Raw genomic sequence first — 16,659 nt, 5'->3', positions numbered from 1 at the left:
GCACCAGGCACGCGGCCAGAACCCGAGTTGTGGCGACGACCTGCAGGTGATGCTGAACGTGGTGCAGGGTCAGGTGCAGGACATCCGCTTCAGCGGGCAGGGTTGCGCGATCTGCATGGCCTCGGCGTCGATGATGACCGAGGCCGTGCGCGGGCACGACGTGGCCGTCGCACAGCAGTTGCACCAGCGCTTTCGCGCGGTTCTCACCGGTGAACTCGAACCCGATGCGGCGCAACTGGGCAAGCTGATCAGCCTGGCCGGCGTGCGGCGCTATCCGGGCCGCATCAAGTGCGCCCTCCTGGGTTGGCATGCACTGATGCATGCGCTGGGTGATACGCCGTGAGACCACAGCGTGAGCCGGTGGTGACCACGCGCGCGGTGCGTGTCGAGTGCATCCCCGACGGGCGGCCGACCGAACTGCCGCCCGGCACGCCGGCGCGGATCACGCAGGCGCTCGGTGGTTCGTTCACGCTGTGGGTCGAGGGGCAGTTGATGCGGCTGCGTGGTGTCGACGCCGACGCCATCGGCAAGCCGACGCCCGCCGCGCCCGCGGCCCCAACGACACCGCACGACATCGGCCTCGACGAGTTGCGCGCCCTCGTGTGGCAGACCCTGAAGACCTGCTACGACCCGGAGATCCCGGTCGACATCGTCGAACTGGGTCTGGTCTACCTCTGCGACGTGCTGCCGATGGACGACGAACGGTTCCGCGTATCGATCAAGATGACCCTGACCGCACCCGGCTGCGGCATGGGCGAAGTCATCGCCGATGAAGTCTGCGACAAGGTGCTGGCCCTGACGCAAGTGGGCGAAGCGACGGTGGACATCGTGTTCGACCCGCCCTGGGACCGCTCGATGATGTCCGAGGCGGCCGCCCTCACCCTCGGCCTGTAGACGGCCGATCCGATCCCTTCGTCACGAATCACCGACCTTCATGTGGCGGCTCCCGGCGCCGCCGCAGCGCCAGCGCACCGAGCAGGAGCGCGAGCAGCACCAGGCCGATGCCCGCATGGCGCTGATCGTCCTGCTGGTAGTTCACGCACAGGCGCGTGGGCGCATCGATGTAGAGCAGCCCCGCCGTCGCAGCCATCCAGCCAGATTGCCGACGAAGAAGAGCAGTACCTCGGCGTCCATTCGGCGCCAGCTGTCCGCAAAAGCCAGCCGGCGAGCCACCAACTGGCGATCTTGACCCCGGCTGCGGCGGGCCAGAGCATCGTTGCATCCAGGGCGGACGGCAGCATCCACACCAGCGCCACGCCGCTGGTCAGCACCGCCCCGGTCCAGCCGCGCCAGTCCAGCAGGCGCTGAATGCGCAGCCACCGCCGGGCCGGCAGGCGGCGCAGGCACAGCCGGCAGGCCGACCACCCGGCGATGAATAGCGCAGGGAATTCCGCCAGCATGTGCAGCGACATGCGGCTCTCGACAGTGTGGCGCAGCAACGGCCACAGCAACGCCAGCGGCAGCACGGCCAGCACGAGCGGCCCCACACGGTGCGACGGATGGCCGCAGGCGCTCACCTCGACGCCTCCGGCCGGGTGGCCGCCAGTCGCTGGGCGGCTTCAAGCGCCTGCGGCCACTGGTCGAAGGCGAAAAGTCCGCGCAAGCGACCGCGCTCGTCCATCAGGTGGATGTCGCCGTTGTGCACAAAGCCGCCCTCCCCGTCCGGGATCACGACGACACCGAGCGAGCGCAACAAGGCGCTCGCATCCCCGGGTGTGGCCGGTACGGCCAGGGACCAGACCAGCGGATCCGCGCGCAGGTCGGCGGCATGACGCGCCAGCTGCGTCGGGCTGTCATGCTCGACGTCGAACGAGATCGAGACCAGGTGCACGCCGCGCAGCGTCGGGTCTGACCCCTGCCGCAGGATCAGCGCGCGCTGCATCTGCTGGTACTCGCCGCCGAGCGCTCGGCAGACGCTGGGGCAGCGTGTGTAAATGAAGTCGACGAGATAGGCGGCCGGCATGGCGCCGGCATCGCCCCACAAGCGCGGCGTGCTGCCGTCGCTGCGCCGAAGGGCCACCGGCTGAGCGCGCAGTTCGCCCGCCTGCCATTGCAGCTGCCTGCGTCCGTCGAAGGTCCAGACCTCGAAGCCGTGTGTCCAGTGCTGCAGCGCCATGACCAGACCGAACGTCAGGGCCAGGCAAAGCAAGGCAGTGAGGCGGCGCGCCCTTGCCTCGTGTGACCTCCTCGTCAGGTGCACGGCGGCCAGAGGTGCCGTCACTTGAGCGGCGCCAGCTCGACGTCGCCCTTGTACGGTTCGGTGCGCGCCGCCGTGTCCTTGCGCACCGCCGCCACGGCGTCGGCCGTCACCGGCGCCGCGGCGTTGCCCCACTGGCTGCGGATGTGCGTGAGCACGGCGGCCAGTTCGGCGTCCTGCAACTGGGCGCCGAAGGCGGGCATGACACCGTTGTAGGTGCCGCCCTTGACGGTCAGTGGGCCGCTGGCGCCATGCAGCACCAGGGCGATCAGCGTCGTCTCCTTGCCCACCACCCATTCCGAGCCCGCGAGCGGCGGGAACACGCCCGGCAGCCCGGCGCCGCTGGCCTGATGGCAGGCCACACAACGCGACGCGTACGCAGCCGTGCCGTCCACCGTGGTGCCAGCTGCCGCAGGAAGAGCCCCTGCAGTTCGGCGGTCGAGCGGCCGTCACCCAGCGCGGGTGCGTTGATGATGGCCGATCGGGCGATGTAGAGCACGCCGAAGGCCATCAGCAGTGCGGTCAGGACGATGACGAACCATGGCATCGGATTCGAACCTTCCTTCGGCTCGGGATTTTCGCGCTGCTGCTGAGGAAGGATGGGCGAGGTCATGGCTTCACGGCAGGCACGGCGATAGCCGGGTAGCTGCGATCGAGCGACTGGAGATACTTCACGAGATCCATGGCCTGCGGTCGCGCGACGACCACCTGGCCGGCCGGCGCCTGGCCCGGTGGCAGGGACACCACCACATCGCCCTTTTCGGCCCTTTCCCTCGTCTCGAACAGGAACGGATAGCTCGGCATGATGCTTCCCGGCATGTAGGCTCGCGGCTGGTACAGGTGTCCGAGCTGCCACTGCTCGCTGGGCTGGCGCACGCCGATGTTCATCAGGTCCGGGCCGGTGCGCATGGTGCCCAACAGGTGCGGTTGGTCGTAGGCGTAGTCGCCGGCGACGGTCGCCCGTCCCCAGCCGCGCGAGAAATCCGGCGCGAAGGCCTTGGCTCGCGGTTGCTGAGAGTGGCAGTAGACGCAGCCGTTGGCGATGTACACCTCGCGGCCGCGCAGTTCGGCGCTGGTGTAGGCTTGAGGCCGGGAAGGGGCGGCGCGTCGTGCACCTGCAGATACGGCAGCACCACCAGCGCGCTGGTCGACAGCGCCAGCATGACCATCGCGCCCGAGATCAGCTTGACCTCGTTGTTCATGCCGCCGCCTCCTTGTGGAACAGTTGCCGGAACAGTGCCGGCTTGTCGCGCTGCGGGCCGAAACCCAAGGCGAGCGCCATGAAGTGCGCGGCGAAGACGAGGTGGCCCAGCACCATGAAGGCCCCGCCCACACTGCGCCCCTTTAGGTAGGGCAGCGTCACGGCCACCGAGTCCATGAAGGGTCGCGCCGCGTCCAGCATGGCCACCCCCTGCAGCCAGCCGGCGGCGGTCAGGCTCACGAAGTACAAGGCGAAGCCGCCGCTGACGAGCCAGAAATGCGCCGTGATCATCCACGGGTAGGGCCACTCGCGCGCCGTGATGCGCGGCATCACGAAGTACATCGCGCCGAAGAACACGAAGCTGACAAAGCCGTACAGCCCCAGGTGCGCATGAGCCACCGTGTAGTGGGTGAAGTGGGTGACGGCGTTCATGCTGCGCAGCGCCTCGAGCGAGCCCTGCACCGAACTGGCCGTGTACATCAGGCCGCCGACGCCGATGAAGCGCAGCGTCGGCGACCAGCGCAGCGCCGACAGACGGCCCTGCAGCGTCTGGTACTGGTTCACCGTGAACGCGGCGACCGGGATGATCATCATCATGCTCTGCACGATGGACAGCGTGATCATCCACTCCGGCACCGGCCCGCCGATCAGGTGGTGGCCACCGACCTGACCGTAGAAGAAGGCCAGGCCCCAGAAGCCCAGCAGCGACAGGTTGTACGACTGGATCGGCCGCCCGATCACCTTGGGCAGGAAGTAGTACACCGAGGCCAGCGCCAGCGGTGTGTAGAACAGGCCGAGCACGTTGTGGCCGAACCACCAGTTCATCGCCGCCTGCTGCACACCCTGGTGCAGGCCCGGCACTTTCGCGACGACGAACAGCACCGGCAGCCAGAACAGCGCGCAGGCCATGTACCAGACCGAGACGTAGAGGTGCTCAACGCGCCGGTTGACCAGCGTGAATACCAGCGGCAGGCCGATCAATGCACCGCCGACGGCGAACAGGATGCCGATCTGCCAGGGGATCTCGAGCCACTCCAGGCCGTCGTTGATGCCGGCGGCGATGCTGCCCAGCCCGGCGATCAGCGCCGCGTTCCAGAACACCGCCCCGACGAATGCGAAGCGCGCGCCCAGCAGCGGTGTCTTCAGCAGCCGCGGGATCACGAACATCGCGATGCCCAGGCCCGCCATCGGCGCCCAGCCGTACGCCACCGCGTTGAGGTGGATGGTGCGGATGCGACCGAACGTGAGCCAGGCCTGCCGCACCAGCCAGTCGGGTTCGTGCAGCTTGATCGACGCGGTGAGCCCGGCCGCCGAGGCCACCAGCAGCCAGGCGATCGCGCAGCAGAACATGAAGAACACCAGCGGCGCCGTGGACGCGTCGGCGCGCGCGCGCTCGGCCAGTTCGCCGGCGTCGGCGCGGGACGCTTGGCCGGCACCGGCCGTATCGATGGCGCCCTGCAGGCTGCCCTGCGCCGAAGGTGCCGCGGCCGGTTCCTCGATGCGCCCGATTTCGCCGGAAGCGAAGATCACCTCCGCACCCTTGCTGCTGCGATCGAACAAGCCGGTGCGCTGCGACCAGATGAAGACCAACAAAGCGACGAAGGACAGTACGAAGGCCGACAGCAGGATGGCAACGGTGTTCATGGCGTTCAGCGTTCGAGCTCGGCGCGTTTGTCGGTGACCTCGCGCCACGCATCGGCGTCCGGCAAGGCCTTCTTGGTCTTGGTGATCGGCTTCCAGACGCGGGCCAACTCGGCGTTCAGCGATGTGAAGTCCTGCTGATCACCCGGCACGTCCTCCTCGGCGTAGATGGCCGAGACCGGGCATTCGGGCACGCACACCGCGCAGTCGATGCACTCACCGGGGTCGATGACAAGGAAGTTCGGCCCTTCGCGGAAGGCATCGACCGGGCACACGTCGACACAATCGGTGTACTTGCAGCGGATGCAGGCCTCGGTGACGACGAAGGTCATGGACGCGGCACCGTTCGATCAGCCGCAGCAGGCTCCACCGGAGCAGCAGGAGTCGCCGACGTCCGACCTCGGGTTGGCTCCGCATTTGTCGATCCGTACCCGCCAGGACGCAGGGCCGGTTTCGACGTAGTGCCAGTCGTATTGCCCGAACGCCCGGTCCTCGAACTGCACGCGCAGGGGTTGCGGGTCGTGGTCGTTGACCAGCTCCAGCGCATGGCCTGGTTGAAGCGCGTCGAAGCGTGCAAAGACCAGTGCATGGCGATCGCGCGGCGCGATCGTGCGAAGGTCGATCGTGGTGGCCGGTGCGGCGAGTGTGGAAGTCATCCGAGGTTCCTTTGCAGTTCGGTGAGTGGAAGGCGGGCCTGCCGACGGGCGTGCCACGAAGGGCCAGCGAGGTTGGCGTGTCGAGTCGAGTCAGCCGTCCTTCCCGTCGCGGCGCGTCCTGATCAACCACGGGGCGTAGACGACGATGTAGATGGCGAAAGCGGCGCACCAGGCGAGCGCCGCGCAGACCAGAAGTTGCGGTAGCCATTGCGGCATCGCCAGCGGACCCAGCACACGCAGGGCGGCTGCAGCCATCACCAGCATGTAGGCCAGCACCTCAGCTTTCGAGGCCTTGAGTGGCCGACCCGTGTGGCCGCGCGCCGTGCGGGTGATCATGCCGATGATCAGGCCCCCGGTCGCACCGACCGCCAGGGCATGCACGCCGGCCGACGCACCGATACGGCCGATCTGCGCCAGCGCCAGTAGGCCGAATCCGACGGCTATCCAGGCGTAGGCTGCGTGCAGGATCCACAGGATCGGACGGGTGCGCGTCTGCGCCGGTTGCCATTGCCACTGTCGGGCCAGGTGCAGAGCAGCTGCCAGCGCCAGGGCCGCGCCGCTGACCCATCCCCAAGCCGTTGCCGAGGGTGCGAAGACCCAAAGCGCCAGCGCCAACGCGGTGATCGACAGCGTCGCGCGCTCCAAGGCCGGCCGGGCGGCGAGCTTCAGGCCGGGGGTGGCACTCATCGTAAAGGCCGGAATCACACGCCCGGCAATCACGCACTCGATCATCACGATCAGGGCCAAGCCGGCGTGCAGCGCGACCAGGGGTGCGATCGAAATGGTCCCGAGCACCGCCAGGTGGAAGGCGCCGTTGGCCAGCGACAGCAGCACGAGGATGCCTGCCAGCGGCAGATTCCGGCGGTTGTGGGCGAGGACCAGCAGATCGACCAACACGGCGGCCACCAGTGGCAGCAGCACCAGGTCCAGCAATGCGTAGACCGGATAGGGACCGACTACGGCGGCAACGCGCGCAGCAGCCCACAGCAAAGCCAGCGCGCCCAGGAACGCACCACGCGGCGTGGCCAGCCCGGTCCAGGCCTTGCCGGCCGTCAGCAGGAAGCCGACGATGACGGCGATCGCGAAGCCGAACAACATTTCGTGCGCGTGCCACAGCAGGGGCGGCACCGCCAGAGTCGAGGTCACCTGCCCCAGGTAGAGCGCGATCCAAAGTGGCATCGCCAACACGGCAAACAGCGCAGCTCCCAGGTAGAACGGGCGGAACCCCAGACGCAGCAGCGGCCAGCCCGCGGGCGGTGGCGCTTCGGGCACCTCGGGCGGGGCAGTTCGGAGGGACAGGAGGGACATCGTTTGGCAGACAACGTAACGACGGTCAGGTCGTCCTGAGGACTTATAAGAAGTACGCTTGCTGCATCTTAAATCGCATTCATATTTAAAGGCATATACTTGATGCCTCTTTAGGGGCATGCATGCGTCTCGCCGAGTACACCGACTACACCTTGCGAGTGCTGATGTACTGCGCGGCCCGTCCGCAGCAGCTGGTGACCATCAGCGAGCTGGCAGAACGCCACGGGGTGTCCAGGAATCACCTGATGAAGATCGTCACCGATCTCGGTCGCCAGGGTGTGCTGGAGACGACACGCGGCCGCGGCGGCGGGCTTCGCTTGCTGAAGGATCCGGCCAGGATCCGCATCGGCGACGTGGTGCGCGCGTCCGAGACCGACTTCCGCCTGGTCGAGTGCTTCGACCCGGGCACCAACCAGTGCACGCTGACACCGTCCTGCCGCCTGAAAGGCTTGTTCAGAGGCGCGCTGGGGGCCTACTTCAAGGAGCTCGACAGCATGACCCTGGCCGACATCGTCGAGCCTGCGCCGGCCCCAGCCTCGGCACGCGCCACGTCGGTGCGTGGTCGCGCGGGGGGCGCCCCGGTGGCGCCGCCACGCAGCCTTCGCAAGCCCGCCAGCACCGGGAAGCCCGATGCGTGAGCGCAGCGCACCGGCGACGCTTCTCGATCTGCCCGGGCACTCGGCTCCGGCGGTGGGCTTCGAAGTGCCGCTGGAGATGCTGGCGGCATGTCACGGCCGCGTCCAGGCCCAGTGCGCCACGTTGCGGCGTCTCGCGGCGCACCTGGCCGGCCAGGGGGCCGACCGACAGGCGCAGGACGCCGCCGCTGCCGTGATGCGCTACTTCGATACCTCCGCCGTGCATCACCACGCGGACGAGGAGCTGGACCTGTTTCCAGCGCTGATCGAGTCCATGGCCGGGTCCGACGCCGTGTGCGTGCGCGAGTTGACGGCTTCGTTGGCCGCCGAGCACCGAGAACTCGAACGGCGCTGGCGCGCCTTGCGCCGCCGGCTGGAGCAGGTGGCAGGCGGAGACACGGCGACCTTGCCGGACGACGAAGTGCATGACTTCATAGCCCTGTACGAGCGGCACATCGCACGCGAGGAGGCCGAATTGCTGCCGATGGCCGGGCGGCTGCTCTGCGATGCCGAATTGGACCGCATCGGTCAGTCGATGCGCGGTCGCCGGGGCGCCTTCGAACCCGCCGGGCTCCCCAACTCCTTCCCTGCCTGACGCCTTGCGTCGGGCCCCTTCACTGACCCGTCAAGGAGTCGTCATGTCACAAGCTCATCTGCACTTGTCCCCCGACGCCATCTATCCATTCGACGCCCGCGGCGTGGCCAAGCGTTTCCGGCACGCCGCCATCTTCGGCGCACTGGACATCCTGCAGGCAGGAGAGACCATGCGCTTCGCCAACGACCACGACCCGCTGCCGCTGCTGTCGCAGATGGCGCAGCGTTATGGCGATCGCATCAGCGTGGAATACCGCCAGCGTGAGCCTGGCGCGATCGCGATCGACTTCAGCGTGCGCTGAGCGGGCGCAGCGAAATGGTGCGGCTACGCGGGCAACGTCATATCGCGCGCCGCACCATCATCTCCTTGATCTTGCCGATGGCCAGGGCCGGGTTCAGGCCCTTAGGGCAGACGTCGGTGCAGTTGAGAATCGTGCGGCAGCGAAACAGCCGGTACGGGTCCTGCAGGTTGTCGAGGCGCTCGCCGCTGGCCTGGTCCCGGCTGTCGACCAGGAAGCGATAGGCCTGCAGCAGGCCGGCCGGGCCGACGTACTTGTCCGGGTTCCACCAGTAGCTCGGGCAGGCGCTGGAGCAGCAGGCGCACAGGATGCACTCGTACAAGCCGTTGAGCTCATCGCGTGCCTCGGGTGACTGCAAGCGCTCCTTTTCGGGCGGCGGATCCTCGTTGACGAGCCAAGGCCGGATGGAGTGGTACTGCTTGAAGAAGCCGGTCATGTCGACGAAGAGGTCGCGGATCACGGGCAGGCCCGGCAGCGGCTTCAGGACCACGGTGTTCGGCAGTGAACGGAGGTTCGTCACGCACGCCAGCCCGTTCTTTCCGTTGATATTCATCGCGTCTGAGCCGCAGACACCTTCACGGCACGAGCGCCGGAAGCTCAGGGTCGGATCGATGGCCTTCAGCTTGATCAGCACATCGAGCAGCATGCGGTCGCCCTGTTCGATCTCGAGATCGTAGGTCTGCATGCGGGGCGACACGTCCTGGTCCGGGTCGTAGCGGTAGATCTGGAAACGATGCATCGCCAACCTCCGCAAAGACGGCCGCTGGCCATCGGGTGAGCCCACTCTAGCGCTGCGGGCCAGCATCGATCGGGCCGATTCCTTGATGATTCCTAAGGAACTCGAAGGTGGATCGAACCCACGGGGCACGGATCCGTCTGACGCAACAGGTGGGCAGGGATGCCCTTTCAACCCCAAGGAGAGCAAGATGGCCCTGTTCGTTCGGAAACTGTTCATCGGGACCGCTGCGGCGGTGGCGCTGATCGCTTCGTCTGTCGGTCCGACACTGGCGCAAACCACGGCCCACAGCCACGACGCGGCCACCCCGCACAAGCTCACTCTGAACCAGGGCCGCAAGTGGGCCACCGACGAGCCGCTGCGCGTCGGCATGGGCCGCATCCGCGGCCTGGTCGAGCCGCAACTGGGCGCCGCCCACGCCGGCAAGCTCACGCCCGGGCAATACCGCGAGGTGGCCACGCAGGTCGAGACCGAGGTCGGCGGCATCGTCGCCAACTGCAGGCTCGAACCGAAGGCCGACGCGATGCTGCACCTGGTGATCGCCGACATCGGCACGGGCACCGACACGATGGCGGGCAAGGATGCCAAGACACGCCCGGCGCTCGGCCTGGTGAAGGTGGCGCAGGCCGTCAACCAGTACGGCAGCCACTTCGACCACCCCGGCTTCAAGCCGATCCGCAACGTTCATTGAAACCCCAAGGAGCGATCATGAAATTCACGATTCCCCTAACGCTGCAACGCGAACACGACGCCCTGCACGAGCGGCTGCGCCAGGCCACCCAGGCCGGCGGCGAGGTCGGCGAGGCGGCCAAGACGCTGGCACGGCTGATGCACCCGCACTTCGTCAAGGAAGACCAGATCGCGCTGCCGCCGCTGGGCCTGCTCGCCGCGCTGGCCCGCGGAGAGTGGAACGCCGAGATGGCCGAGGTGCTGACACTCACCGAGCAACTCGAGGCCGAGCTGCCGCAGATGCTGGCCGAGCACCAGAACATCGTCGCGGCCTTGAACAAACTGCGCGAGGCCGCCGCCCGCGCTGGCCGCGGCGAGATCGTCGACTTTGTCGAGGCCCTGGTCGAGCATGCGCGCACCGAGGAAGAGGTGATGTACCCGGCCGCGGTGCTGGTCGGCCATGTGGTTCGGCAACGGCTGGTCCGGCGCGCGTCCACGGCCGCGGCCTGAGAATGGCGGGCATGAAGACACCCGCCTTCTTCGATGCGGTGCCGACGATCACAGTCGCCGACCCGCTGGCCGAGGCGCTCGGCGCGGCAGACGGCGGGGCGATCGAATACCGCTATGTCGACGCGGTCAAGCTCGCCGGCCACTCGTGCCCGACGGTGGCCGGGGCCTGGCTGATGACACGCACGGCGCTGGCCTACCTGTACCCCGGCGAGGCGCCGCGGCGCGGCGAGATCCGCGTCGAACTGCGCCAGGCCGTCGACGAAGGCGTGGCCGGCGTCATCGCCGGCGTGGCGGGCCTGGTCACCGGTGCGGCCAACGAGGGCGGCTTCAAGGGGCTGGCAGGCCGCTTCGCTCGCCAGGGCCTGCTGCGCTTCGGGGTGGCCGCGGCGGGTGAGATCCGCTTCACGCGGGTGGACACTGGTCGGTCGGTCGAAGTAGCGCACCGGCCGCAGGCGGTGCCCCGGCCGGTCGGGCTGGCGGACCTGATGCGGGACGCTTTGGCGCCGCAGGCCGATTCCGTCAGGCGTCAGGCCTTTGCCGATGCCTGGCAAGCTTGGGTACAGACGATCTTGCTCGATCATGCGGACGATCCGGCGCTGATCGCAGTGATCACCTGAAGACGATGGGCCGCAGGGAAATCCCCACGGCGGACCTGCTCGCAAGGCTGCCGCTGTTCAAGGATCTGGACGGCGCGGCGCTGGCCCGGCTGGCCTCGGAATCGGTGCGTCACCGCTTCGAGCGCGGCGACGTGCTGTTCCGCAAGGGTGAACCTGCAACGGGCATCTACGTGGTCGTCTACGGTGACATCAAGCTGGTCTCGACCACACCGGTGCGTGGCCGTCGCCTGACCGGCACGGTCGGGCCTGGGCAGAGTTTTGGCGAGCCGGTGATGTTCCTCGAGCGGCCGACCCTGGTCGAGGCCCAGGCCGCAAGCGACGCCCTGGTGCTGCTCGTGCCCAAGGCATCTGTCTTCGCGGAACTCGATCGCAACCCGAAATTCGCCCGACAGATGATTGCCGGCCTGAGCCGGCGCGTCGAGGCTTTGGTGCACGAGTTGGACCGGCAGGCCATCGGCAGCGGCACTGCGCGCTTAGCCGCCTACCTGCTGCGCCGCGCCGATGGCCAACCCAGCCTGTCGTGGACTCTGCCTGCCGGCAAGGCCGAGGTCGCCACCCAGTTGAACTTGAGCCCCGAACACTTCTCGCGCATCCTGCACGAACTGGCCGAGGCGGGCGTGCTGCAGGTCCAGGGCCGGCGGATCGTGGTGCCCGACACCCATCGGCTCCAGCAAGCGACGACCCCGCGCTGACCTGTGCATGTTCTGAGGCCCTGTAGGCGCTTGTCCGCCGCCGTCCAGATCATAAGATGTACACTCTATGCCTCTTTGAACCGCCTGCCGCGCGCGTTCATTGGCCCGCTTGGAGACCTGCCATGAGTACCCCTGTTCCAGCCCCCACACCGGCCTCGCGCGACGAGGTGCTTGTAGCGTTGAACGAACTGCTGGAGGCCGAGCGTGCAGGCGCGCGGGTGGCCATGGAGACGGCGCGCGACATGCCGCCGTGCGCCTTGACCACGCTCGTGCAGGATGTTCACACGGATGAAGTCCGTTGGTGCAGCATGCTGATGCGCACCATCAAGGCGCTGGAGGGCAATGCGTCCAGCGCGACGGGAGCGTTCTGGGGCAAGGCCATGGCGATCCCTGATCTGGAGCAGCGCCTGGACTTCCTCAACCGCGGCCAGACATGGGTGGTGCGCCGCCTGGAGACGCTGATTCCGCGTATCGAGGACGCACAGGTCCGGGCCGATCTTTCGATCATGCTGGAGGCGCACCGCGGCAACATCGAGCGCATCGACGCACGGCACGCCTGAATGCACGCCGTGGTCAAGAAGTTTCCGATCCACCCCAAGCACCCAGGGCGCATCTGCTGGGGCTGCGACAAGTATTGCGCTGTGGACTCAATGATGTGTGGCAACGGGAGCGTGGCGACGCCGCATCCGTCCGAACTGTTCGGTGAAGACTGGATGTCATGGGGGCTCGACGCCCCCAAGCTCGATCCTCCGGCGTCGCAACAAGCACCTGAGTGAAACGGCCACCCCCAGATTCATGGACCACGATTCAGAGACGGGCGCGCTGGCGCGCGAGGCCATCATGCGGTGGCGCAAATCGGAGCGCCTGCGCCTCATTGACGAGCGGTTGAAACTCTCTCCCGGGCAAAGGCGCCTTCACGCAGCGGCGATCGCGCGCCACTTGTCCATCGCTCTGGGTGACGTCCATGGTCGGACAGTCGGCGTCTACTGGCCGTTTCGCGGTGAACCGAGTCTTCGTCCGTGGATGGAACAGCTTCATGCGCGCGGCGCGCGGTGCGCGCTGCCCATCGTTGTCGAACGACATGCGCCGCTCGTGTTTCGCTCTTGGTGGCCGGGCGCCGCGATGGCCCGCGGGATCTGGAACATTCCGGTGCCCGCCGACGGCATCGCCGTTCGGCCGGACATCGTGGTGTCGCCGGTCGTGGGATTCGATGCGACCTGCTATCGGCTCGGCTACGGAGGCGGCTTCTATGACAGAACACTCGCGGCCATGGCACGCAAGCCGCTGGTGATCGGCGTCGGGTTCGCCATCTCGTCAGTCGCCACCATTCATCCGCTGCCGCATGACATCCCGATGGATCTCATCATCACCGAAAACGGGTGTACGCCCCGACCGTACCGCAGCGCTTGAATCCAGACATCGCCGCCCACCCATGAAACTGAACATCCTCTCGGACCTGCACCTGGGCTTCGGCGCAATGGACTGGCCTGTCAACGATGCCGACGTGGTCGTGCTGGCCGGCGACGTCGCGCGCCCGCGCGAAGCGGTCGCCTGGGCGCTGAAGTTCGACAAGCCCGTGCTCTATGTGCCCGGCAACCACGAGTTCTACGGTAGCAGCATCGACGGCGCGCTCGATGAACTCCAGCGCCTGTGCATGGGTACCCAGGTCCAGGTGCTGGACCAGCGGGAGGTGGTCCTGGGTGGCGTGCGCTTCCTGGGCGCCACCTTGTGGACCGACTTCGAGCTGTTCGACAACCCGCAACAACGCGCCACCGCGAAGTCCGAGGCCCGGCGACTGATGCGGGACTTCAGCCGCATTCGAACCCGCGAGTCGTCGGCCGAGATCTTCACGCCGGATGACTCGGTGGATCTCTTCAGATGCCACTCGGCCTGGCTGGCGAGTCGCCTGGCGGAGGCCCATGCCGGGCCCACGGTGGTGATCACGCACCACGCCCCGTCGCGTCACAGCATCCACCCGCGCTTCGCCGATTCGCCGCTGAACGCCTGCTTCGTGTCCGATGCCGCGCACCTGCTGGACGCAGACCGGGTGTCGCTGTGGATTCACGGGCATACGCACGACAGTTTCGACCACCGCGTCAACGGCACACGCGTCGTCTGCAACCCGCGTGGCTATGCCCGTAGCGGCGTCAACGAGAACCCCGCCTTCGATCCCCACTTCGCTGTCGAGGTGAACGCGCAAAGCGGCCCGCTCAGTGCCTTTCCCGGGCGGCGGGAATGAAATGACCCGAGCGCGCATCTAAGGGGGCGTGAATCCCTTCTCATGGAGGACTGCATGCACGGCACAGCCCTGGCAACGCCCACGACCCCGATCGACAGCATGGCCGACAGCGACCTGGCAGCACGCGCTGCCAGCGGCGACAATGCCGCGTTCGAACGCATCATGCGTCGGCACAACCGCCTGCTGTTCCGCACGTCGCGCAGCATCCTCAAGAGCGACGCCGAAGCCGAAGACGCGTTGCAGGAAGCCTATCTGCGCGCCTGGCGCTCTCTCGGCAGCTTCAGGTCCGAAGCGCGTCTGTCGACCTGGCTGGTGCGCATTGTCATCAACGAAGCACTGGGTCGCTGCGCCGCCGGGGCGCCCAGGTTCTGGCCCTGGACGCCACGATCGACCTCGGGGACGTCTCGATGGAGGACGTGATGGAAGGCAACCCCGACGAGCGGCCCGACCGCGCCGCGATGCGCACGGAACTGCGCACCCTGATGGAAGCGTGCATCGATGCCCTGCCGGAGGCGTTTCGCACGGTCTTCATGCTGAGGGCCGTCGAGGAAATGAGCGTCGAGGAGGTCTCGGTGGCACTGGGTCTGCCAGAGGCCACCGTTCGCACGCGGTTCTTTCGCGCCCGCGGGCTGCTTCGCGAGGGTTTGGCGCGCGACATCGACCATGCCATGGCGGACGCCTTCTCGTTCGACGGGGCCCGCTGCGACCGCATCGTCGCGGGTGTGATGGCCAGGCTGGCCAGCCACGACGGCGCAGTCGGCCCCTGACTCCGGCAGGGATCGGACCGACACAGGCTGCGCGCCCGCCCTCGTCCACCCCGATGACTTTGTGGGCTGGGGGTACCGACCGGGATGAACACACTGCTCAGGGCCATCGGCGATCGGCTCGCGGCCTACCTTCTCGCACCCCGGCCGCACGGTGCCATGGTGGCGACCGTGGCACCGGGCTTGCTCGAGGCCACGCTGCGCCCCGGCGACGTGCTGCTGGTCGAGGGCGAGTCTCGCATCAGCATGGCCATCAAGATCCTGACGCAATCGAACTGGTCGCACGCGGCACTGTTCGTCGGCAGCGGATGGCCGGGAGGCACCGCAAAGCTCGAGCCGCTCACCTTGATCGAAGCCGATCTCCGCGCTGGCGTGCGGGCCGTGCCGCTCAGCGCCTACGCTCACATGCATACCCGAATCTGCCGGCCGGTCGGGCTCGCGGCGCAGGAGGTGGAGCAACTCGTGGGCTACGTCATCAGCAGGCTCGGCCAGCAGTACGACCTCAGGAACCTTGTCGATCTGGCGCGCTACCTGCTGCCGGCGCCGCCGGTGCCCTTGCACTGGCGGCGCCGCATGATCGCCTTCGGAAGTGGCGATCCGTCGCGCGCGATCTGCTCGACGCTGATCGCCCAGGCCTTCCAAGCCGTGCACTACCCCATCCTTCCTGAGGTCACCTGCCAGGACGCCCTCGACGGGGCAGGCGGGCATTGCCGGCGCGAGTTGCTGCACATCCGTCACCACAGCCTGTACGCACCCAGGGACTTCGACATGTCGCCCTACTTCGAGGTCGTCAAGCCGACCCTGCGGCCGGGATTCGATCCGCACGGTCTCGCGTGGGAGGACGATGCACGCAGCGAGCCGGAACGCCGGTGAAGCGCCGGCCATCGAATGGGCTCATAACGCTTTCAGGAGCCATGATGTCCTTCTTCCAGATGTCTTCCCCGCTCGTCGCCCGCCGCCTGTTCCTCGGCCGCACCGGACTGACGCTGTCCGGTGCGGCCGTGGCGCTGCTCGCCGGCAACGAGGCCCTCGCCGCCCAGGCCGGCGGCGCCGCAGCCCAGGATGTGCAGATCCTCAACACCGCCCTCGGTGCCGAGCTCGAGGCGATCGCCGCCTATCAGCTGGGCGCCGAGAGCAAGCTGCTGCAGCCCGGCGTGCTGGACCTCGCACTGAGCTTCCAGGGCCATCACAAGGAGCATGCTGATCTGCTCGCCAAGACGGTGGTCAAGCTGGGCGGCAAGGCCGTGCAGGCCAAGGCCAGGTACAACTTCCCGGTCGAGCAGCTCAAGTCGCAGGGCGACGTGCTGAAGTTCGCCGCCAGCCTCGAGCAGGGGGCCGTGAGCGCCTACCTGGCGCCGTGCCGCTCTTCCGCAACCGCGACCTTGCCAAGGCCGCCGCCAGCATCCTGGGGGACGAGGCGATGCACTGGGCCATCCTGCGCCAGGCCCTGGGCGAAGCGCCGGTGCCGGTGGCCTTCATGTCATGAGCCGCTGGGCGCTGCTGATCGCTGCGGCGATGGGGTATGCCGCGCTCGGCGCCGCACCGCCCGCCGCGGCCGCGCCCGATGCGATGCGCGGCGAGGCAATCTACGCACGCTGCCAGGCCTGCCATGCGCTCTCCTTCGATCGCGTCGGGCCGCGACATTGCGGCCTGCTCGGCCGCCCTGCCGGCAGCGTGCCGGACTACGGCTACTCGGCAGCCCTGAAGCGGTCCGCGATCGTCTGGGACGAGAAGTCGCTCGACCGATTCCTGGCAGCGCCGATGAAGGCGGTACCCGGCACGTCGATGACCTACGCCGGCATCCCTGACCGCCAGGAACGCGCTGACCTGATCGCCTACCTGCGACAGGTCGACCAGACACCGGCCTGCCGCGACAGCGCACCCTCCGCGCGGTGAAGCCA

The 16,659-nt window shown here is 67.8% G+C and carries 23 protein-coding genes and 3 pseudogenes; 17 read left to right on the top strand and 9 right to left on the bottom strand.

The window, feature by feature from the left end:
- On the top strand, positions 1 to 343 hold a 343-nt coding region (sufU, locus tag Y694_RS00905), incomplete at its 5' end, for a Fe-S cluster assembly sulfur transfer protein SufU (protein WP_036228951.1).
- Positions 340 to 894, top strand: coding sequence for a putative Fe-S cluster assembly protein SufT (gene sufT / locus Y694_RS00900; protein WP_036228950.1), 555 nt, complete (start codon positions 340 to 342; stop codon positions 892 to 894). The genes sufU and sufT, both read left to right, overlap by 4 nt.
- Positions 895 to 922: 28 nt before the next feature.
- Here the strand turns inward: sufT and Y694_RS23970 are convergent, their stop codons facing one another.
- The 8 genes and pseudogenes from Y694_RS23970 to Y694_RS00860 form a co-directional block, all read right to left on the bottom strand.
- Positions 923 to 1,090 carry a hypothetical protein gene (locus tag Y694_RS23970; protein ID WP_155935769.1) on the bottom strand — a complete coding sequence of 56 codons (168 nt, stop codon included), beginning with the start codon at positions 1,088 to 1,090 and terminating at the stop codon, positions 923 to 925.
- A gap of 423 nt (positions 1,091 to 1,513) precedes the next feature.
- Positions 1,514 to 2,149, bottom strand: coding sequence for an SCO family protein (locus Y694_RS00890; protein ID WP_036228949.1), 636 nt, complete (start codon positions 2,147 to 2,149; stop codon positions 1,514 to 1,516).
- A gap of 68 nt (positions 2,150 to 2,217) precedes the next feature.
- Entirely contained in the window at positions 2,218 to 2,592 is a 375-nt protein-coding gene (locus Y694_RS26610) for a cytochrome c (protein ID WP_310732184.1), read from the bottom strand.
- A 214-nt stretch (positions 2,593 to 2,806) separates the two neighbouring features.
- Positions 2,807 to 3,399 (bottom strand): annotated as a pseudogene (locus Y694_RS00880) (cbb3-type cytochrome c oxidase subunit II).
- A complete protein-coding gene (locus tag Y694_RS00875) occupies positions 3,396 to 5,042 on the bottom strand; it encodes a cbb3-type cytochrome c oxidase subunit I (RefSeq protein WP_036228948.1) in 1,647 nt (548 codons plus the stop codon). The pseudogene Y694_RS00880 and the gene Y694_RS00875 overlap by 4 nt, the downstream one beginning before the upstream one ends.
- A gap of 5 nt (positions 5,043 to 5,047) precedes the next feature.
- A complete protein-coding gene (gene fdxA, locus Y694_RS00870; RefSeq protein ID WP_036228944.1) occupies positions 5,048 to 5,371 on the bottom strand; it encodes a ferredoxin FdxA in 324 nt (107 codons plus the stop codon).
- Positions 5,372 to 5,389: 18 nt separating this feature from the next.
- A complete protein-coding gene (locus tag Y694_RS00865; RefSeq protein WP_036228942.1) occupies positions 5,390 to 5,695 on the bottom strand; it encodes a DUF2249 domain-containing protein in 306 nt (101 codons plus the stop codon).
- Between the two features lie 90 nt (positions 5,696 to 5,785).
- Positions 5,786 to 6,967, bottom strand: coding sequence for an NnrS family protein (locus tag Y694_RS00860; RefSeq protein ID WP_310732183.1), 1,182 nt, complete (start codon positions 6,965 to 6,967; stop codon positions 5,786 to 5,788).
- A gap of 158 nt (positions 6,968 to 7,125) precedes the next feature.
- Between Y694_RS00860 and Y694_RS00855 the strand changes: the two genes are divergently transcribed.
- From Y694_RS00855 to Y694_RS00845, 3 genes are read left to right on the top strand one after another with little or no spacing between them, the layout of a single operon-like run.
- Positions 7,126 to 7,641, top strand: coding sequence for an Rrf2 family transcriptional regulator (locus Y694_RS00855; protein ID WP_036228929.1), 516 nt, complete (start codon positions 7,126 to 7,128; stop codon positions 7,639 to 7,641).
- Positions 7,634 to 8,233: a hemerythrin domain-containing protein gene (locus Y694_RS00850; protein WP_051495457.1), complete on the top strand. Its 600-nt coding sequence runs from the start codon at positions 7,634 to 7,636 to the stop codon at positions 8,231 to 8,233. Before Y694_RS00855 ends, Y694_RS00850 begins: the two co-directional genes overlap by 8 nt.
- Positions 8,234 to 8,276: 43 nt before the next feature.
- A complete protein-coding gene (locus tag Y694_RS00845; RefSeq protein WP_036228926.1) occupies positions 8,277 to 8,534 on the top strand; it encodes a DUF2249 domain-containing protein in 258 nt (85 codons plus the stop codon).
- Positions 8,535 to 8,571: 37 nt separating this feature from the next.
- On the opposite strand, the gene Y694_RS00840 is transcribed toward Y694_RS00845, so the two are convergent.
- Complete coding sequence (locus Y694_RS00840; protein WP_173402797.1) at positions 8,572 to 9,270, bottom strand: succinate dehydrogenase iron-sulfur subunit; 699 nt, start codon at positions 9,268 to 9,270, stop codon at positions 8,572 to 8,574.
- Positions 9,271 to 9,457: 187 nt separating this feature from the next.
- Here Y694_RS00840 and Y694_RS00835 point away from each other — a divergent pair, with 187 nt between their 5' ends.
- The 12 genes and pseudogenes from Y694_RS00835 to Y694_RS00785 all read left to right on the top strand — a co-directional run bounded on the left by Y694_RS00835 (position 9,458) and on the right by Y694_RS00785 (position 16,654).
- Positions 9,458 to 9,958: a hypothetical protein gene (locus Y694_RS00835; protein ID WP_051495453.1), complete on the top strand. Its 501-nt coding sequence runs from the start codon at positions 9,458 to 9,460 to the stop codon at positions 9,956 to 9,958.
- Positions 9,959 to 9,975: 17 nt separating this feature from the next.
- A complete protein-coding gene (locus Y694_RS00830) occupies positions 9,976 to 10,446 on the top strand; it encodes a hemerythrin domain-containing protein (protein WP_036228920.1) in 471 nt (156 codons plus the stop codon).
- An 11-nt stretch (positions 10,447 to 10,457) separates the two neighbouring features.
- Positions 10,458 to 11,063, top strand: coding sequence for a hypothetical protein (locus Y694_RS00825; RefSeq protein ID WP_036228978.1), 606 nt, complete (start codon positions 10,458 to 10,460; stop codon positions 11,061 to 11,063).
- Positions 11,064 to 11,068: 5 nt separating this feature from the next.
- Positions 11,069 to 11,755, top strand: a complete 687-nt coding sequence (locus tag Y694_RS00820) for a Crp/Fnr family transcriptional regulator (protein WP_036228917.1) — start codon at positions 11,069 to 11,071, stop codon at positions 11,753 to 11,755.
- A 122-nt stretch (positions 11,756 to 11,877) separates the two neighbouring features.
- A complete protein-coding gene (locus tag Y694_RS00815; protein WP_036228914.1) occupies positions 11,878 to 12,315 on the top strand; it encodes a DUF6306 domain-containing protein in 438 nt (145 codons plus the stop codon).
- Between the two features lie 9 nt (positions 12,316 to 12,324).
- Positions 12,325 to 12,531: a DUF3079 domain-containing protein gene (locus Y694_RS22995; RefSeq protein ID WP_081771256.1), complete on the top strand. Its 207-nt coding sequence runs from the start codon at positions 12,325 to 12,327 to the stop codon at positions 12,529 to 12,531.
- Positions 12,532 to 12,550: 19 nt separating this feature from the next.
- Positions 12,551 to 13,165, top strand: coding sequence for a 5-formyltetrahydrofolate cyclo-ligase (locus Y694_RS00810; RefSeq protein WP_051495451.1), 615 nt, complete (start codon positions 12,551 to 12,553; stop codon positions 13,163 to 13,165).
- A 22-nt stretch (positions 13,166 to 13,187) separates the two neighbouring features.
- On the top strand, positions 13,188 to 13,994 hold the full coding sequence (locus Y694_RS00805; RefSeq protein ID WP_051495449.1) for a metallophosphoesterase: 807 nt from the start codon (positions 13,188 to 13,190) through the stop codon (positions 13,992 to 13,994).
- 54 nt (positions 13,995 to 14,048) lie between these two features.
- A pseudogene (locus tag Y694_RS00800) lies at positions 14,049 to 14,761 on the top strand (RNA polymerase sigma factor).
- 84 nt (positions 14,762 to 14,845) lie between these two features.
- Positions 14,846 to 15,631, top strand: coding sequence for a YiiX/YebB-like N1pC/P60 family cysteine hydrolase (locus Y694_RS00795; RefSeq protein WP_036228911.1), 786 nt, complete (start codon positions 14,846 to 14,848; stop codon positions 15,629 to 15,631).
- 44 nt (positions 15,632 to 15,675) lie between these two features.
- Positions 15,676 to 16,244 (top strand): annotated as a pseudogene (locus tag Y694_RS00790) (ferritin-like domain-containing protein).
- Positions 16,241 to 16,654, top strand: a complete 414-nt coding sequence (locus Y694_RS00785; RefSeq protein ID WP_036228908.1) for a cytochrome c family protein — start codon at positions 16,241 to 16,243, stop codon at positions 16,652 to 16,654. Before Y694_RS00790 ends, Y694_RS00785 begins: the two are co-directional and overlap by 4 nt.
- The last annotated feature ends 5 nt before the right edge of the window (positions 16,655 to 16,659 follow it).

The organism is Methylibium sp. T29-B (assembly GCF_000576225.1).
Lineage (GTDB): Bacteria > Pseudomonadota > Gammaproteobacteria > Burkholderiales > Burkholderiaceae_C > Methylibium > Methylibium petroleiphilum.
This window is presented reverse-complemented; position numbering and strand designations above follow the sequence as displayed.

Coding starts and splice junctions, on each gene's coding strand:
- Y694_RS00835 (WP_051495453.1), top strand. CDS start 9,458: ATGGCCCTGTTCGTTCGGAAACTGTTCATCGGGACCGCTGCGGCGGTG.
- Y694_RS00805 (WP_051495449.1), top strand. CDS start 13,188: ATGAAACTGAACATCCTCTCGGACCTGCACCTGGGCTTCGGCGCAATG.
- Y694_RS00795 (WP_036228911.1), top strand. CDS start 14,846: ATGAACACACTGCTCAGGGCCATCGGCGATCGGCTCGCGGCCTACCTT.
- Y694_RS00785 (WP_036228908.1), top strand. CDS start 16,241: ATGAGCCGCTGGGCGCTGCTGATCGCTGCGGCGATGGGGTATGCCGCG.
- Y694_RS23970 (WP_155935769.1), bottom strand. CDS start 1,090: ATGGCTGCGACGGCGGGGCTGCTCTACATCGATGCGCCCACGCGCCTG.
- Y694_RS00850 (WP_051495457.1), top strand. CDS start 7,634: ATGCGTGAGCGCAGCGCACCGGCGACGCTTCTCGATCTGCCCGGGCAC.
- Y694_RS00845 (WP_036228926.1), top strand. CDS start 8,277: ATGTCACAAGCTCATCTGCACTTGTCCCCCGACGCCATCTATCCATTC.
- Y694_RS00865 (WP_036228942.1), bottom strand. CDS start 5,695: ATGACTTCCACACTCGCCGCACCGGCCACCACGATCGACCTTCGCACG.
- Y694_RS00830 (WP_036228920.1), top strand. CDS start 9,976: ATGAAATTCACGATTCCCCTAACGCTGCAACGCGAACACGACGCCCTG.
- Y694_RS00815 (WP_036228914.1), top strand. CDS start 11,878: ATGAGTACCCCTGTTCCAGCCCCCACACCGGCCTCGCGCGACGAGGTG.
- Y694_RS00810 (WP_051495451.1), top strand. CDS start 12,551: ATGGACCACGATTCAGAGACGGGCGCGCTGGCGCGCGAGGCCATCATG.
- fdxA (WP_036228944.1), bottom strand. CDS start 5,371: ATGACCTTCGTCGTCACCGAGGCCTGCATCCGCTGCAAGTACACCGAT.
- Y694_RS00875 (WP_036228948.1), bottom strand. CDS start 5,042: ATGAACACCGTTGCCATCCTGCTGTCGGCCTTCGTACTGTCCTTCGTC.
- Y694_RS00825 (WP_036228978.1), top strand. CDS start 10,458: ATGAAGACACCCGCCTTCTTCGATGCGGTGCCGACGATCACAGTCGCC.
- Y694_RS00820 (WP_036228917.1), top strand. CDS start 11,069: ATGGGCCGCAGGGAAATCCCCACGGCGGACCTGCTCGCAAGGCTGCCG.
- Y694_RS00855 (WP_036228929.1), top strand. CDS start 7,126: ATGCGTCTCGCCGAGTACACCGACTACACCTTGCGAGTGCTGATGTAC.
- Y694_RS00840 (WP_173402797.1), bottom strand. CDS start 9,270: ATGCATCGTTTCCAGATCTACCGCTACGACCCGGACCAGGACGTGTCG.